The 14,100-nt window shown below is 61.8% G+C and carries 20 protein-coding genes; 7 read left to right on the top strand and 13 right to left on the bottom strand.

The features are described 5' to 3' along the window. The first annotated feature begins 2 nt into the window (after window positions 1-2). Together accC and aat are read left to right on the top strand one after the other, a co-directional pair. On the top strand, window positions 3-1,352 hold the full coding sequence (gene accC, locus OU993_RS23380; protein ID WP_268161320.1) for an acetyl-CoA carboxylase biotin carboxylase subunit: 1,350 nt from the start codon (window positions 3-5) through the stop codon (window positions 1,350-1,352). Window positions 1,353-1,354: 2 nt separating this feature from the next. Beyond that, on the top strand, window positions 1,355-1,975 hold the full coding sequence (gene aat, locus OU993_RS23375) for a leucyl/phenylalanyl-tRNA--protein transferase (protein ID WP_268161319.1): 621 nt from the start codon (window positions 1,355-1,357) through the stop codon (window positions 1,973-1,975). Between the two features lie 23 nt (window positions 1,976-1,998). On the opposite strand, the gene OU993_RS23370 is transcribed toward aat, so the two are convergent. The 3 genes from OU993_RS23370 to OU993_RS23360 form a co-directional block, all read right to left on the bottom strand. Continuing rightward, window positions 1,999-2,394 carry a DUF2155 domain-containing protein gene (locus tag OU993_RS23370; protein ID WP_268162512.1) on the bottom strand — a complete coding sequence of 132 codons (396 nt, stop codon included), beginning with the start codon at window positions 2,392-2,394 and terminating at the stop codon, window positions 1,999-2,001. Between the two features lie 124 nt (window positions 2,395-2,518). Beyond that, window positions 2,519-2,917, bottom strand: coding sequence for an NADH:ubiquinone oxidoreductase subunit NDUFA12 (locus OU993_RS23365; RefSeq protein WP_268161318.1), 399 nt, complete (start codon window positions 2,915-2,917; stop codon window positions 2,519-2,521). 98 nt (window positions 2,918-3,015) lie between these two features. After that, the gene (locus OU993_RS23360) at window positions 3,016-3,483 is read right to left on the bottom strand and encodes a GNAT family N-acetyltransferase (RefSeq protein WP_268161317.1); all 468 of its coding nucleotides are present in this window, start codon (window positions 3,481-3,483) and stop codon (window positions 3,016-3,018) included. A 253-nt stretch (window positions 3,484-3,736) separates the two neighbouring features. On the opposite strand from OU993_RS23360, the gene OU993_RS23355 reads away from it, so the two are divergent. Continuing rightward, window positions 3,737-4,162, top strand: a complete 426-nt coding sequence (locus OU993_RS23355; RefSeq protein WP_268161316.1) for a hypothetical protein — start codon at window positions 3,737-3,739, stop codon at window positions 4,160-4,162. Window positions 4,163-4,174: 12 nt separating this feature from the next. Here the strand turns inward: OU993_RS23355 and OU993_RS23350 are convergent, their stop codons facing one another. The 3 genes from OU993_RS23350 to OU993_RS23340 all read right to left on the bottom strand — a co-directional run bounded on the left by OU993_RS23350 (window position 4,175) and on the right by OU993_RS23340 (window position 6,893). Further along, complete coding sequence (locus OU993_RS23350; protein WP_268162511.1) at window positions 4,175-4,675, bottom strand: GNAT family N-acetyltransferase; 501 nt, start codon at window positions 4,673-4,675, stop codon at window positions 4,175-4,177. 93 nt (window positions 4,676-4,768) lie between these two features. Then, entirely contained in the window at window positions 4,769-6,274 is a 1,506-nt protein-coding gene (gatB, locus tag OU993_RS23345; protein ID WP_268161315.1) for an Asp-tRNA(Asn)/Glu-tRNA(Gln) amidotransferase subunit GatB, read from the bottom strand. A 109-nt stretch (window positions 6,275-6,383) separates the two neighbouring features. Further along, a complete protein-coding gene (locus OU993_RS23340) occupies window positions 6,384-6,893 on the bottom strand; it encodes a GNAT family N-acetyltransferase (protein ID WP_268161314.1) in 510 nt (169 codons plus the stop codon). Window positions 6,894-7,164: 271 nt separating this feature from the next. Between OU993_RS23340 and OU993_RS23335 the strand changes: the two genes are divergently transcribed. Genes OU993_RS23335 through OU993_RS23325 form a run of 3 tightly spaced genes read left to right on the top strand, consistent with a single transcriptional unit; the run spans window position 7,165 to window position 7,964 of the window. After that, entirely contained in the window at window positions 7,165-7,422 is a 258-nt protein-coding gene (locus OU993_RS23335; protein ID WP_268161313.1) for a YjhX family toxin, read from the top strand. Window positions 7,423-7,426: 4 nt separating this feature from the next. Continuing rightward, window positions 7,427-7,684, top strand: a complete 258-nt coding sequence (locus tag OU993_RS23330) for a hypothetical protein (RefSeq protein WP_268161312.1) — start codon at window positions 7,427-7,429, stop codon at window positions 7,682-7,684. After that, window positions 7,668-7,964 (top strand): type II toxin-antitoxin system RelE/ParE family toxin, encoded by a 297-nt coding sequence (locus OU993_RS23325; RefSeq protein ID WP_268161311.1) that lies wholly within the window; start codon window positions 7,668-7,670, stop codon window positions 7,962-7,964. The genes OU993_RS23330 and OU993_RS23325 overlap by 17 nt, the downstream gene beginning before the upstream one ends. 21 nt (window positions 7,965-7,985) lie before the next feature. Here the strand turns inward: OU993_RS23325 and OU993_RS23320 are convergent, their stop codons facing one another. The 4 genes from OU993_RS23320 to OU993_RS23305 all read right to left on the bottom strand — a co-directional run bounded on the left by OU993_RS23320 (window position 7,986) and on the right by OU993_RS23305 (window position 11,155). After that, window positions 7,986-8,450 (bottom strand): GNAT family N-acetyltransferase, encoded by a 465-nt coding sequence (locus OU993_RS23320; RefSeq protein WP_268161310.1) that lies wholly within the window; start codon window positions 8,448-8,450, stop codon window positions 7,986-7,988. 20 nt (window positions 8,451-8,470) lie between these two features. Further along, entirely contained in the window at window positions 8,471-9,952 is a 1,482-nt protein-coding gene (gene gatA, locus OU993_RS23315; RefSeq protein ID WP_268161309.1) for an Asp-tRNA(Asn)/Glu-tRNA(Gln) amidotransferase subunit GatA, read from the bottom strand. Between the two features lie 61 nt (window positions 9,953-10,013). After that, window positions 10,014-10,301 (bottom strand): Asp-tRNA(Asn)/Glu-tRNA(Gln) amidotransferase subunit GatC, encoded by a 288-nt coding sequence (gene gatC / locus OU993_RS23310; RefSeq protein ID WP_268161308.1) that lies wholly within the window; start codon window positions 10,299-10,301, stop codon window positions 10,014-10,016. A 149-nt stretch (window positions 10,302-10,450) separates the two neighbouring features. After that, window positions 10,451-11,155, bottom strand: a complete 705-nt coding sequence (locus tag OU993_RS23305; RefSeq protein WP_268161307.1) for a metal-dependent hydrolase — start codon at window positions 11,153-11,155, stop codon at window positions 10,451-10,453. Window positions 11,156-11,361: 206 nt separating this feature from the next. Between OU993_RS23305 and ruvX the strand changes: the two genes are divergently transcribed. Further along, the gene (gene ruvX / locus OU993_RS23300) at window positions 11,362-11,853 is read left to right on the top strand and encodes a Holliday junction resolvase RuvX (RefSeq protein WP_268161306.1); all 492 of its coding nucleotides are present in this window, start codon (window positions 11,362-11,364) and stop codon (window positions 11,851-11,853) included. Here ruvX and OU993_RS23295 read toward each other — a convergent pair. The 3 genes from OU993_RS23295 to OU993_RS23285 form a co-directional block, all read right to left on the bottom strand. Continuing rightward, complete coding sequence (locus tag OU993_RS23295; protein ID WP_268161305.1) at window positions 11,793-12,122, bottom strand: DUF6105 family protein; 330 nt, start codon at window positions 12,120-12,122, stop codon at window positions 11,793-11,795. The two genes, ruvX and OU993_RS23295, sit on opposite strands and share 61 nt — an antisense overlap. Further along, on the bottom strand, window positions 12,119-12,289 hold the full coding sequence (locus OU993_RS23290; RefSeq protein WP_268161304.1) for a hypothetical protein: 171 nt from the start codon (window positions 12,287-12,289) through the stop codon (window positions 12,119-12,121). Before OU993_RS23290 ends, OU993_RS23295 begins: the two co-directional genes overlap by 4 nt. A gap of 140 nt (window positions 12,290-12,429) precedes the next feature. Continuing rightward, window positions 12,430-14,082, bottom strand: a complete 1,653-nt coding sequence (locus tag OU993_RS23285) for an acyl-CoA dehydrogenase family protein (protein WP_268161303.1) — start codon at window positions 14,080-14,082, stop codon at window positions 12,430-12,432. Between the last annotated feature and the right edge of the window lie 18 nt (window positions 14,083-14,100).

Here is a 14,100-nt window from a genome sequence, read left to right as displayed (position 1 = left end):
TCATGATCTCGAAAATCCTCATTGCCAACCGCGGCGAAATTGCCCTGCGCGTCCTGCGCGCCTGCAAGGAGCTCGGCATTGCAACCGTCGCCGTCCATTCGACGGCCGATGCCAATGCCATGCATGTCCGGCTCGCCGACGAAAGCGTGTGCATCGGCCCGCCGCCGTCGCGCGACAGCTACCTCAACATCCACCAGATCGTTGCGGCCTGCGAGATCACCGGCGCGGATGCCGTGCATCCCGGCTATGGCTTCCTGTCGGAAAATGCCAAGTTCGCCGACATTCTCGACGCGCACGGCATCACCTTCATCGGGCCGACGGCAGAACACATCCGCCTGATGGGCGACAAGATCACCGCCAAGAAGACGGCGGTTGAGCTCGGCATTCCGGTCGTTCCCGGTTCCGATGGCGAAGTCCTGCCGGAAAACGCGCTCGAAATCGCCCGCAAGATCGGTTTCCCGGTCCTCATCAAGGCCACCGCCGGCGGCGGCGGTCGCGGCATGAAAGTGGCCAAGACCGAAGCAGACCTTGAGGAAGCCGTATCGACGGCGCGTTCCGAGGCGCTCGCCGCCTTCGGCAATGACGCCGTCTACATGGAAAAATACCTCGGCAAGCCGCGCCATATCGAGGTGCAGGTGGTCGGCGACGGTGCCGGCAATGCTATCCATCTCGGTGAACGCGATTGCTCGCTGCAGCGCCGTCACCAGAAGGTCTGGGAAGAAGCAAACTCCCCTGCCCTCAATGTCGAGCAGCGCATGAAGATCGGCCAGATCTGCGCCGACGCCATGAAGAAGATGAAGTACCGGGGCGCCGGCACGATCGAATTTCTCTACGAAAACGGCGAGTTCTATTTCATCGAAATGAACACCCGCCTGCAGGTGGAGCACCCGATCACCGAAGCCATCACCGGTATCGACCTCGTGCACGAACAGATCCGGGTTGCCTCCGGCGCCGGTCTTTCGGTCACCCAGGACGAGATCACCTTCTCCGGTCATGCGATCGAGTGCCGCATCAATGCCGAGGATCCGCGCACCTTCGTGCCGTCGCCCGGTACGATCACGCATTTCCACGCTCCGGGCGGTCTTGGCGTTCGCGTCGATTCGGGCGCCTATGCCGGCTACAAGATCCCGCCCTATTACGACAGCCTGATCGGCAAGCTCATCGTGCACGGCCGCACGCGCGTCGAATGCATGATGCGTCTTCGCCGTGTTCTCGACGAATTCGTCGTGGACGGTATCAAGACGACGCTGCCGCTGTTCCAGGACCTGGTGTCGAACCAGGATATCGCGAACGGCGACTACGACATCCACTGGCTGGAGAAGTATCTGGCCAGCGACACGTCAAAAGGATAGGCATGGCAGGGCGACGCGGCAGATATTATCCGTCCATCACACCGGATGTTCTGCTGCGCGCCTATTCCATTGGCCTCTTTCCCATGGCCGAATCGGCAGACGACCCGGAAATCTTCTGGGTCGAGCCGGAAATGCGGGGCGTCTTGCCGCTGGACGCCTTCCATGTCTCCAAGAGCCTGAAGAAGGCCATCAAACGCGCACCCTTCGACATCCGCATCGATACCTGTTTCGAAGCCGTGATGACCGGCTGCGCGGAAGAAACCTATGATCGCCCCAGCACCTGGATCAACGCCACCATCCGCCAGCTCTACACCGAGCTGCACCGCATGGGCCATGCCCACAGCGTGGAAGCCTTCGAGGACGGTGAACTGGTCGGCGGGCTTTACGGTGTATCGCTGGGAGCCGCCTTCTTCGGCGAAAGCATGTTTTCCCGCCGGACGAACGCCTCAAAAATCTGCCTCGTGCATCTGGTCGATCGGCTGAACGCCAACGGCTTCATGCTTCTCGACACGCAGTTTACCACCGAACACCTGAAGACGTTCGGAGCCATCGACGTGCCGAAGCAGGATTATCTGATGATGCTGAAGGCCGCGACCGAATCGCCGCACCTGCCGTTTCCCTGAGAGGGCGTTTTGCCCGCCGTCGGTTACTTCTTTGCAGACGCTGGCGGCGGAACGTCGGATTTCTGCTTGCAGCCGGTCAGCCAGACGTCATAGATCGGATGTTCGACGGCATTCAGACCCGGGCTGTCGGCAAACATCCAGCCGGTGAAGATGCGGCGGATTTTTCGGTCGAGCGTGATCTCGTCGACTTCGACGAAACCGTCCACCCGCTGGGCTTCCGTATCGTCACGCGAATAGCAGACTTTCGGCGTCACCTGGAGTGCGCCGTACTGAACCGTCTCGTTGACGTAGACGTCGAATTTCGTGATGCGGCCGGTGATCTTGTCGATGCCGGCAAATTCCGCCACCGGATTGTCGATGCGCGCTGCCATCACCGGATGGGCGACCGGCAGAACCAGCGCGCCGGCAGCCAGAGCCATGACGAACGGACGAACAGAAAGTTTCGGCATCAACAATCCCACCACATGGCTGACCTGGTCCCAGAACAGACGTGGGACCAGTATGCGCTATATCGCAAATGTGGCGTCAGCGCGGAGATGAGCGTCAGGCGCTCGGGGTCCAGGCGTCGTAATCGCCGGTGACGCGCGGACGCTCGCCGGTGGCCTCCAGAGACCCCTTCGGACGGTAGGCATAGGGCGTGCCCGTCATGTTCTCGACATGCGGCTTCTGCCATTCGCGGGCGACATAGTTATCCTTCGACGGCGGGGTGTCGGTGCGGTAGTGCATCCAGCCGTGCCAGCCGGGCGGAATGGCCGAGGCATCGGCATAACCCTTGTAGATCACCCAGCGGCGCGGCAGGCCGAAGGAGGTCGTGCCGCCTTCATAATATACGTTGCCGAACTCGTCTTCGCCGACGCGCTTGCCGTTGCGCCAGGTGAAGAAGCGGGTGCCGACCGTCTGGCCGTTCCACCAGGTGAAGATCTGAAGAAGGAGAGTTTTCATGAGTTTCCAACGTCCTCGCGAGAGACAAGGAATGTATCCTTGCCCCGCTTATGCAATGTCGGACCGGTCTTGTCCAGCGCTTCGCTTGCGCCTCCCCGCTATTTGAGGGCCATCTTGAAGCCGGCATGCGAACGGTCGAACCCGAGCCGCTCATAGAAACGGTGGGCGTCGGTGCGCGCAAGGTTGGAGGTGAGGTAAGCGGCCTTGCAGCCATGCCGCCTCCCCTCCTCCAATGCATGGGCGATCATGTGGGCACCGATTCCCCGACCCCTCAGATCAGACCGGGTCTGAACCGCCTCGATGCGCATGTTCAGCGCGCCGCGTCCGGCAAGCGTGCGCAGGAATGTCAGTTGGAAGGTACCAACGACGGCCCCCTCCAGCGTTGCTACGAACAATTGCTCGTTCGGCGCCTGATCAAGCGCATGAAAGGCACGCAGATAATCGTGATGGGCCTCAGGATCGGTGGTGTCGCCATGACCGCCGACGGCATCATCCGCAAACAGCGCAATCAGGTGAGGCAGGTCCTCTTCCCGCGCACGGCGGATCACGATCTCGTCTGACGTCATTGCATTGTCCTCCCACGATTTCCGATAGAAGATTAGGTTAGTCGCAAACGGTGCCGAGAGGAACCGTTCGTGTTGGTCCCGGCATCAGAGTGAGAATCAGACGCTCTCCGCTGCGAAGTTACCATCCGTCCACTCGTGACATGATGGCGCGCCTCCAGCACCCCTCAGGGCCGCATATCGTGTCCATCCCCATCTTGCCCTCGGCTGCAGAGTCTGCACTACTGGATCTCAGAAATTTCGGGGGATGTTTCTGATGCTGACAAGATTGATCCTGTGCTTCTGCACGCTTTTTATCCTTGCCTCGAGCCAGGCGGCCGCGGCGGAAAACAGGCGCAAGGCGATTGCGTTCTCCTATGCGCCGGAAATGAGCATGGGGCAATGTGTCGGACGCGACGTGGCAAGCGCCATGGCCTGCGCCAAAAAGAAGTGCATCGCCGAGGGCGGTACCAAGGAGGATTGCCTGGATGTGGCGGCCTGCTTCCCGGCCAACTGGACGGTGGTCGTCGCCATCCAGCCCAGTGACGGACCGTCATGGACCGAGTTCCACTGCGGCTGGGCAAACCGCGAGCTGGCCTTGAAAGCGGCGGAGGCGGCCTGCGACCGCGAGATTCGCGGCGACGTGATGGAATGCGGGGCCGCCCTTCTCTATGACGAGAACGGCCGGGAATACGAGCCGTGATGCGGCAGGCTGTCAGGCAAACAGCCGTTTTTCCATGATGATCGCTTCGATGCCGCTCGCCTCGCCGCCGCAGTTCTTCGTGCGGTCGACCTCGGCAAAACCGAGACGGTTATAGAAGGAAATCGCCCGCTCGTTGCGCGGCTCGACCTCGAGCCGCATGATCTCGGCATCGGGAAAGCAGGTTTCCAGTTCGGCAAAAATGTCGCGGCCAATACCGTGGCCCTGGAAGGACGGGTGCACGTATAGTTGGCGCAGCAGCGCCGTCTTCGTCATCTTCTGCGACATGGCGGCAAAACCGATACCACCGATCTGCCGACCGTCATCGGCCACCAGATATTCGCCGTCACGTTTGCCGATATTGGCCTTGATCGCCGACAGCGAATGCCAGGCGGCAATCAACTCGTTGACCTTGGCCTCTCCATAAAAGCCGTCATAGGTGGCGTGCCAGGTTTCCACGAGAAGCTCACGGATGGCCTCGGCATCCTTCTCACTGGCACTGCGGACGAAAAACACCATGATCCCTCCGGGATGGCCCTGCGGCCTTGCTGGCACCTCGGGGGCGTTTCGCCTTCAGGCGAGACGCCGTCGCAGAGGCGGTCCCGCCCCTTATTCGTCCTCGATGCCGAGCTTGGACTTCACGAGCGCCTGCACGGCCTGCGGATTGGCCTTGCCGCCGGTTGCCTTCATCACCTGACCGACGAACCAGCCGGCAAGCGTCGGCTTGGCCTTCACCTTGGCCACCTGGTCCGGGTTGGCGGCGATGATGTCGTCAACGGCCTTCTCGATGGCACCGGTATCGGTCACCTGCTTCATGCCACGCGCTTCGACGATGTCCGCCGGGTCGCCACCCTCGGCAAAGACGATCTCGAAGAGGTCCTTGGCGATCTTGCCGGAAATGGTTTCCGCCTTGATGAGGTCGATGATGCCGCCAAGCTGGGCGGGCGAAACCGGGGTCTCTTCAATGCCTTTACCGGCTTTGTTCAAGGCGCCCAGCAGATCGTTGATGACCCAGTTCGCCGCCGTCTTGCCGTCGCGCCCTTCGGCAACCGCTTCGAAATAATCGGCGATGGCCTTTTCCGAGACGAGCACGGAGGCGTCATAAACCGACAGGCCGAGTTCGGCGACGAAGCGCGCCTTCTTGTCGTCCGGCAGTTCCGGCAGATGCGCCTTCAGTTCTTCAACGAAGGCATCGTCGAATTCGAGCGGCAGCAGGTCCGGATCGGGAAAATAACGATAGTCATGCGCATCTTCCTTGGAGCGCATGGAGCGGGTCTCGCCCTTGCCCGGATCGAACAGACGGGTTTCCTGGTCGATCGTGCCGCCCTCTTCCAGGATGGCGATCTGACGGCGGGCTTCATATTCGATCGCCTGGCCGATGAAGCGGATCGAGTTGACGTTCTTGATCTCGCAGCGCGTGCCGAAGGCTTCGCCCGGACGGCGCACGGAAACGTTGACGTCGGCGCGCATCGAACCTTCGTCCATGTTGCCGTCGCAGGTGCCGAGATAGCGCACGATGGAGCGCAGCTTCGTCATATAGGCCTTGGCCTCATCCGACGAGCGCATGTCGGGCTTGGAGACGATTTCCATCAGCGCCACGCCGGAACGGTTCAGATCCACATAGGACATGGTCGGATGCTGGTCGTGCATCAGCTTCCCGGCATCCTGTTCCAGGTGCAGGCGCTCAATGCCGATTTCGATATCCTCGAACTGGCCCTGGCGGTCGGGTCCGAGCGAGATGACGATCTTGCCTTCGCCGACGATCGGATCCTTGAACTGCGAGATCTGGTAGCCCTGCGGCAGGTCCGGGTAGAAATAATTCTTGCGGTCGAAGATCGAGCGGTTGTTGATCTTCGCCTTCAGGCCAAGGCCGGTGCGTACCGCCTGGCGGACGCATTCCTCGTTGATGACCGGCAGCATGCCCGGCATGGCGGCATCCACCAGCGAAACGTTCGAATTCGGCGCCTTGCCGAATTCGGTGGAGGCACCGGAAAACAGCTTGGATTTGGAGAGAACCTGGGCGTGCACTTCCATGCCGATGATCACTTCCCAGTCGCCGGTGGCGCCGGGAATGAAGCGTTTCGGGTCAGGCGTGCGGACATCGACAATCGTCATCGGAATGGCTCTTCATGCAGTCTGTTTGGTTGATCGTCAGGTAGAGCAAATGGCGAGGGGGTGCAAGCTTTCCGACGGACAAGCTTGCGCGGCGATCCTGTGCCGGCCCTCAGAACTCGGCGCCGTAGAGGCCGTTTTGTTCTTCGACCAGCGACTTCGACATGCCAACAGACTGGACGTCCTGGTCGAGCTTCGGCGAATAGGCGACGGACAGCCAGTTGATGTGAAAACCGTTCTTTTCGAAGAACAACACCGCGTCATTGTTGAGGGCGTGGGTTTCCAGCTTCACCATCTCGAAATCCTGTTCGCGGATCGCCTTTTCCATTTCCTGCAGCAGAGCGGTACCGATACCGCGGCGCTGATGATCCGGATCGACCCAGAAATCGGTGATCACCTCATCCAGGTTCTCGCGCGCGGCCCAGCCGACCGGCACGCCGTTTTCCTCGACCACCATGATGGTGAGCCAGGACGATTCGACGAAACCGGAAAAGGCAATCACGGCGTTCTGGCGAATGTCGTCATTGCCGCCGATCGGACCCATCGCCTGCGCCCAGGCGCGGAGACCGATTTCGGTAAGCATCGCCACATCGTCTTCACGGGCATTGCGGATCGTCAGCATACTCGTCCCGTCTGGTTTCTCCAGCAAGTAGAACACCGGTGCGGCCGCTTTCCAAGCAAAACCTTCATCCCAACAGGTTGATAGCGCGGCTTTTTCTCGATAATCTGCGACTGTAACAGGAGTTTTGATGTCCAACTCGTCCGAGTCCCGCTAAGGGGCGACCTGTCGAAAGCATCGCAGGTTGCCCGAACAAGACCGAGCCCCGGCGCAACTTCCTTGCGTCCGGACCCATCTTGTCGCGTCCCAAAGGGACCTTCCGGACTTCACGACCATGGACATTTCCCGCGCCGAACAGCGCATTCTCCACCTGCTCGCACAGGGCGGCAGGATCGAACTTTTTCGCAACGATGAGCGCAAGATCGAAAGGGTGCATCTCATCACCCGCGAAGGCTGGTTCTTTAGCGGCCTCGACCTGATAACCTTCCGCAAGCTGAAACAGAAACGCGCCATCGCCTCGAAGGGCGGCCAGCCCTACCGCATCACCGAACGCGGCCTCGTTCTGGTGCGTGCAGAGCAGGATAACCGATAGAACAATGGGCCGGCGCAAAGGCAAAGCGGAGCGCCGGCCCTTTGCCTTTCAGCCATGGCTGCGTTATTGTCCGACCATGGCCAGACTTCGCAAAAGTTCAGCACAAACAGATACAGCGCCACCCACCGAAAAGTCGGTGACGCCGGAGCAATATGCTGCCTGGAAAGAGGCAAAAATTCGCGCCGCGCTTGCTGAAGCTGACGATCGTTCCACGCTGATACCGGCTTCCGATGTATGGGAGCAGTTTGGCTTCGAACGTTAGGTTCACACCGCAAGCACTGGCCGATCTGATCGACATCCATCGCTATATTGCCGAAGCCGATGAGCCGACAGCAGACCGGATCCTGTCTCGCATACGCCAGGTGACCGTCATGCTGGAAAGCTTCCCCGTCTTGGGACGGGAAGGCAGCGTCGAGGGAACGCGGGAGTTTGCCATTCCCGGGCTCCCTTACACCATCGTGTATAGCTTAGCCTCGGAGGCGGATCTCGACATTCTGACTGTCATCCACCAGCGCAAACTCTATCCGCCCATGCGGAGTTGAGCTTCGGACAATCACCCGCGCTCAACCCAGCACCCTCTCCATATGCACCTTCTCACGTTCCATGCCGAGACTTGTGGAATATTCAAGCCCGCGCCAGACGATCGAAAAGCCACACCGCTCATAGAGCCGGATGGCGCCGGCATTGCTGCCGTGGGTGTGAATGCGCGCCCGCTCAAGGCCCTCGCGGCGCATGACAGAGAGCAGATGCTCGACCAGTGCTCGGCCGATACCCTTGCCTTGGCAGGCGGGATCGACCCACAGATCGGAAATGTAGTCGGGCTCCGTCTCCCGCGCCGTCCAGCCGGCAATCCGGCCGTCGAGTTCCGCGACCGTGATCTTGTCTGTGGCATCGGCGGGAAAGCGCTCATAGGCGAGCCTCACCTGTTCCAGCCGGTCGAGCGGCAGGCCGCTCTCGCGAAACGCATCGCTCGATTGCCATGCGGCAAAGCCGACCGCGGAGACCGCCAACTGATCGGCGGCCGCCATGGGGCGTATGGAGAACCCGCTTACCACCAAACCTTCGGCGAAAACGTGCCGGCGGCCTGTTCGATCACATGGGCCGTCTTGAACAGCGTCTCTTCCTCGAACGGCTTGCCGATGACCTGAAGCCCGAGCGGCAGGCCCTTGTTGTCGAGGCCCGCGGGGACGGAAATGCCGGGAAGGCCAGCCAGGTTCAGCGTGATGGTAAAGACGTCCTGCAGGTACATCTTCACCGGATCGGCGGCGAGTTCCTTGTCGCCAATCGCGAAGGCCGAGGACGGCGTGATCGGCGCGAGGATCGCGTCGACGCCAGCGCGGAAGGCATTCTCGAAGTCACGCTTGATCAGTGTGCGCACCTTCTGCGCCTTCAGGTAATAGGCGTCGTAATAACCGGCGGAAAGCACGTAGGTGCCGATCATGATGCGGCGCTGCACTTCCTTGCCAAAGCCGCTCGCGCGGGTCTTTTCGTACATGTCGGCGATATCGCGGCCCTCGGCGCGCAGGCCGTAACGCACGCCGTCATACCGGGCAAGGTTGGAGGAGGCTTCCGCCGGTGCGACGATATAATAGGCCGGCAGGGCATATTTCGTGTGCGGCAGAGAGATCTCCACCACTTCGGCACCGGCATCCTTCAGCCACTCGGCGCCCTGCGCCCACAGCTTTTCGATCTCTTCCGGCATGCCGTCGAGGCGATATTCCTTCGGGATGCCGATCCTCATGCCCTTCAGCGACTGGCCAAGTGCTGCCTCATAATCCGGCACGGGCAGATCGACGGAGGTCGTGTCCTTTTTGTCGACACCGGCCATGGATTTCAGAAGGATCGCCGCATCGCGCACATCACGGGCAATCGGGCCGGCCTGATCGAGCGAAGACGCGTAAGCGACGATGCCGAAGCGCGAGCAGCGGCCATAGGTGGGCTTGATGCCGACGGTGCCGGTAAAGGCGGCCGGCTGGCGGATCGAGCCGCCGGTATCGGTGGCGGTGGCGCCGGCGCACAGATGCGCGGCAACGGCAGCCGCAGAGCCGCCGGAGGAGCCGCCGGGCACCAGCTTCTCGTCGGAGCCTTCCGCCTTCCACGGGTTGACGACCGGGCCGTAATAGGAGCTCTCGTTGGAGGAGCCCATGGCGAACTCGTCCATGTTGAGCTTGCCGAGCATCACGGCGCCTTCGCCCCAGAGCTTTCCGGTAACGGTCGATTCGTATTTCGGCTGGAAACCGTCGAGGATGTGGCTGCAGGCCTGTGTGTGCACGCCTTCGGTGGCGAACAGGTCCTTCACGCCGAGCGGAATGCCTTCCAGCGCACCGCCCTTGCCCTCGGCAAGCCGTGCGTCGGAGGTTTTCGCCATGGCGATCGCCTTGTCCGGCGTCACCGCCACATAGGCGTTCAGCGCACCATTGGCGGCATCGATCGCGTTCAGATAACTCTCGGTCAGTTCGACCGCGGAAATCTCGCGGGCTTTCAACTTGTCACGGGCAGCGGCGATGGTGAGGCTTGTCAGGTCGGTCATGATGGTCAATCAGCTCAATTCGGAGGCGGCGGATAAAGGTCGGAGGCGCGAGGTGAAGCGCTTACTCGACGACCTTCGGCACGAGGAAGAAATTCTGGTCGGCATTCGGCGCGTTGGCGACAACATCGGCGGCCTTGTCGCCATCGGTCACCGCATCCTCGCGCTGGCGCATGGTGATCGGCGTGACCGAGGTCATCGGCTCGACGCCCGACACATCCACTTCGGACAGCTGTTCGACAAAGCCGAGAATGCCGTTCAGCTCACCCATCATCCGTTCTGCCTCCTCATCGGTGACGGCAATACGGGACAGACGCGCAACGCGCTTCACGGTGGCAAGGTCGACGGACATGATCTCTCTCCGGCTTCTGGATTTCCCTCCCGCTATAATGGCCCGGTCCGGCCTTCGCAACGGGTTTGGTTCGGGCTTTGCCCGCAGATATGGAAAAGCCGCGGCCGCATGCGCGACCACGGCCCTCGATTGGTTCAAGCCCTTGCGGATCAGAAGGAGAGGACGGTGCCCACCTTAGGGGTCTCCACCCGGGTCTTCAGGCCTTCCATGCCCTTCACGAAGGTCTCCGGCGTCTGCTCGATGATCGGGAAGGAACCGTAATGACAGGGGATTGCATGTTTGAAATCGAAGAAGCGCTGGCAGGCTAGCGCTGCGACGGCACCGCCCATGGTGAAACGGTCACCGACCGGAACCAGGCCGATATCCGGCTGGTGCAGTTCGTTGATCAGGCCCATGTCGGTGAAGATGTCGGTATCGCCCATATGCAAGAGCGAGGGTTCGCCCTCGAAATGCAGCATCAGGCCGTTGGCATTGCCGAGCGCGTGCGACACACCATCCTCGGTGATCTGCGCCGATGAATGCAGCGCCTGGGTAAAGGTGGCGGTGAAGCTGCCGAAGCTTACCGTGCCACCGGTATTGCCCATTTCCAGCCGGCTGACGCCCTTCGAACCCAGCCAGGCGGCGAGATCGGCATTGGCAAGCACCACGGCACCCGTCTCGTTTGCCAGTGCCACCGTATCGCCCACATGGTCGCCATGGCCGTGGGTGAGCAGGAGGTGGGTGATTCCGTCGGCTGCCATCTTGCGGTCATGGCCTGCAAACGACGGGTTACCGGTCAGGAAGGGGTCGATCAGGATCTTGGCATCCGCCGTTTCAATCCGGAAGGCCGAATGGCCAAGCCAGGTGATCTTCATGAAAAATCTCCGTCTTTCCTATGTGATTTGGTATGAAGGCTCGGCTGGACCGAGCGGTGAACGCGTCGGGCCGCACGTCCGACTTACGCAGTGCGACGGGACGTGGATCTGTCTGGCCACGGGCTAGCATATATGTCCTGGCCTGCGTATGGGAAGCATCGGCGCATGCCGTTCAAAAACAAGCAGACAACCAGAGGGCAAGACAGATGGCGACACTGACGATCGAGGAGCTGGCAGCCGTACTGCAGCCCGGCCAGGCGATTGCCGGCCTCGACCTCGGCACCAAGACGATCGGTCTCGCCATGTCCGATCTCGGCCGCCGCTTCGCCTCGCCGCGCCCGGTCATCAAGCGGGTGAAGTTCACCATGGATGCCGAGGTGCTGCTCGAATTCGCAGCCAGGGAGAAGGTCGCCGCCTTCGTCATCGGCCTGCCGATGAACATGGACGGTTCCGCCGGCCCGCGCGTTCAGGCCACCCGCGCCTTCGTGCGCACCATGGGCGAAAAGACCGAGATCCCCTTCGTCTTCTGGGACGAGCGCCTGTCGACCGTTGCGGCAGAGCGGGCGCTGCTGGAGATGGATGTCTCGCGAGCCAAGCGCAAGGAACGCATCGATTCGGCGGCAGCGAGCTTCATCCTTCAGGGCGCGCTGGACAGGCTTTCCCTGCTGACCGCGGGTGCCGATACGCGGGACGCCTGACGCGCCTGCCACCAGGCCAGGATCGCCTTTCTGCGGCGGAAGGCCAGGATGGCCATCACGATCAGGCTGTCGAACGCGATCGCGCGTGCCACCAGCGGCGGCAGATCCGCAGGCGGGATGCCGAGGATGTTGCCGTAGATCTGGAAGACCAGATCATGGGTCTGGCGCGTCAGCATGAAGAAGCCGAAGCTCATGTCGTAATAGGACAGGCCATACCAGGCGCCGAGCAGAGCTACGGGGCCGGCCCACAGGATCAGAAACCACTTCATGCGGCCTCTCCTTTCATCGCCATGTCGTCCACTGGGATAACGCTCCAACGGACCAGAGCCATCATGCTCAGAACAATCGCCGGCACGGCGATATCCAGCGGCAGAACCGCAAAGACGACGAGCGACGTCACAAGCAACGCAAGACTGTAGACGCGGTTTCCCGGCACGGCTCGACCCTTCGGCGCATGGTTAACATTTCGTTAACCGCAAACGTAGAGATCAACCAAGAAAGCGCAAACGAAACCCGGCGCTATGGTTAACGCCGGGCTGAAAGATGCTGCAAACAACAGCTTGCGCTGTGGGTAACTCAGGTGGCGGCCGGATAGAGCAGATCCACCACGTAAGACGCATCGAAGCGCGAATCGAGCATGCCGTAGGTGGTACGCCAACCGCCGGCAAGCCGCGTCTCCAGGAATGCGTCGGCGATCTTGCCGGCACCGAGCCGGAAGAGTTCGGCCGCCCCCGCGGCAAGCGCCAATTGCTCCACGAGCAGGCGGGCTGCCCCCTCGTCGCGCTCGGCGAGCGCCATGGCGGCTCTCAGCACATCCGTCGTCTTGCGGCCGCTCGGGCCGAGATCCCGCTCCAGCGAGGCAAAGACCATGTCGAAGAGATCGCGGCCGCGGCTCAAGACCCGCAGCACGTCGAGCGCCATCACATTGCCGGAACCTTCCCAGATCGCATTGACCGGCGCTTCCCGGTAATGGCGCGCCAGCGGGCGTTCCTCGACATAACCGTTGCCGCCGAGGCACTCCATCGCCTCGTAGATCACCGAGGGCGCGATCTTGCAGACCCAGTATTTGATCACCGGCGTCATGACACGGGCATAGGCCGCATCGGAGGGATTGCTGCCCGCCTTGTCGAAGGCTTCCGCCAGCCGGTAGGAAAGAGCCGTCGCGGCGGCCACGTCGAGCGCCATGTCGGCCAGAACCCGCGTCATCAGCGGCTGGTCGATCAGGTTCTTGCCGAACACGCTGCGGCCACGGCAGTGATGCACGGCTTCCGCGAGCGACGCGCGCATGATGCCGGCGGATGCCAGCGCGCAATCGAGCCTGGTCAGCGTCACCATGTCGAGGATGGTGCGCACACCGCCGCCGGCCTCACCCAGAAGGTAACCGAAGGCGTCGGCGAATTCGACCTCGGAGGAGGCATTCGAGCGGTTGCCGAGCTTGTCCTTCAGGCGCTGGAACTGCAGGCCGTTCGCGGTGCCGTCCTCCAGCAGACGCGGCACCAGGAAACAGCCGATCCCCTCCGGCATCTGGGCCAGCATGATGAAGGCATCGCTCATCGGCGCCGACATGAACCATTTATGGCCCGAGAGACGGTAGACGCCCTCGCCCACCCGATCGGCGGTCGAGCGGTTGGCGCGCACATCAGTGCCGCCCTGCTTTTCCGTCATGCCCATGCCGAGCGTGATCGCGCTCTTCTGGAAGGCCGGCCGGTTGGAGCTGTCATATTTGCGCGACAGGATGCGCGGCGCCCACTCCTTGTGGACACGCGGCGAGGCCATCATGGCGGCAACCGAGGCACTCGTCATCGTCAGCGGGCAGAGATGCCCGCATTCGAGCTGCGCCGTCAGATAGAAGCGTGCCGCACGCGCCCGGTGCTGGGCGTTTCGTGTTTCCGGCGCGTTCTCCCAGATCGAGGAATGCAGGCCGCTCGCCATCGAGCGGCGCATCAGCGCATGCCAGGCCGGATGGTATTCGACCGTATCCAGACGTTCGCCGCGCGGACCATGCGTCTTCAGTTTCGGCGGGCTTTCATTGGCCATACGCGCCAGTTCCTGCGCCTCGGGCGAGGTCACGTAACGCCCGAGCGCATCGAATTCCTCGCGCGCGGCACGGTGCAGCCCGGCGGTCAGATCCACCATCAGCGGGTCTGTCCTGTAGGCATTGATACCGGACCAGAGGCTGGGCTGGTTCAGCTCGTTGAATGTATCGTCGGTCCGGGTCATCTGATTCATGGGGTGCTTGTAATCGAA

The sequence above is a fragment of the Rhizobium sp. SL86 genome, assembly GCF_026672545.1.
GTDB lineage: Bacteria > Pseudomonadota > Alphaproteobacteria > Rhizobiales > Rhizobiaceae > Neorhizobium.
This window is presented reverse-complemented; position numbering and strand designations above follow the sequence as displayed.

What these genes read in the sequence shown, in the direction of transcription:
- accC (WP_268161320.1), top strand. Translation starts at nt 3, where the DNA reads ATGATCTCGAAAATCCTCATTGCCAACCGCGGCGAAATTGCCCTGCGC.
- aat (WP_268161319.1), top strand. Translation starts at nt 1,355, where the DNA reads ATGGCAGGGCGACGCGGCAGATATTATCCGTCCATCACACCGGATGTT.
- OU993_RS23370 (WP_268162512.1), bottom strand. Translation starts at nt 2,394, where the DNA reads ATGGCTCTGGCTGCCGGCGCGCTGGTTCTGCCGGTCGCCCATCCGGTG.
- OU993_RS23365 (WP_268161318.1), bottom strand. Translation starts at nt 2,917, where the DNA reads ATGAAAACTCTCCTTCTTCAGATCTTCACCTGGTGGAACGGCCAGACG.
- OU993_RS23360 (WP_268161317.1), bottom strand. Translation starts at nt 3,483, where the DNA reads ATGACGTCAGACGAGATCGTGATCCGCCGTGCGCGGGAAGAGGACCTG.
- OU993_RS23355 (WP_268161316.1), top strand. Translation starts at nt 3,737, where the DNA reads ATGCTGACAAGATTGATCCTGTGCTTCTGCACGCTTTTTATCCTTGCC.
- gatB (WP_268161315.1), bottom strand. Translation starts at nt 6,274, where the DNA reads ATGACGATTGTCGATGTCCGCACGCCTGACCCGAAACGCTTCATTCCC.
- OU993_RS23340 (WP_268161314.1), bottom strand. Translation starts at nt 6,893, where the DNA reads ATGCTGACGATCCGCAATGCCCGTGAAGACGATGTGGCGATGCTTACC.
- OU993_RS23335 (WP_268161313.1), top strand. Translation starts at nt 7,165, where the DNA reads ATGGACATTTCCCGCGCCGAACAGCGCATTCTCCACCTGCTCGCACAG.
- OU993_RS23330 (WP_268161312.1), top strand. Translation starts at nt 7,427, where the DNA reads ATGGGCCGGCGCAAAGGCAAAGCGGAGCGCCGGCCCTTTGCCTTTCAG.
- OU993_RS23320 (WP_268161310.1), bottom strand. Translation starts at nt 8,450, where the DNA reads ATGGCGGCCGCCGATCAGTTGGCGGTCTCCGCGGTCGGCTTTGCCGCA.
- gatA (WP_268161309.1), bottom strand. Translation starts at nt 9,952, where the DNA reads ATGACCGACCTGACAAGCCTCACCATCGCCGCTGCCCGTGACAAGTTG.
- gatC (WP_268161308.1), bottom strand. Translation starts at nt 10,301, where the DNA reads ATGTCCGTCGACCTTGCCACCGTGAAGCGCGTTGCGCGTCTGTCCCGT.
- OU993_RS23305 (WP_268161307.1), bottom strand. Translation starts at nt 11,155, where the DNA reads ATGAAGATCACCTGGCTTGGCCATTCGGCCTTCCGGATTGAAACGGCG.
- ruvX (WP_268161306.1), top strand. Translation starts at nt 11,362, where the DNA reads ATGGCGACACTGACGATCGAGGAGCTGGCAGCCGTACTGCAGCCCGGC.
- OU993_RS23295 (WP_268161305.1), bottom strand. Translation starts at nt 12,122, where the DNA reads ATGAAGTGGTTTCTGATCCTGTGGGCCGGCCCCGTAGCTCTGCTCGGC.
- OU993_RS23285 (WP_268161303.1), bottom strand. Translation starts at nt 14,082, where the DNA reads ATGAATCAGATGACCCGGACCGACGATACATTCAACGAGCTGAACCAG.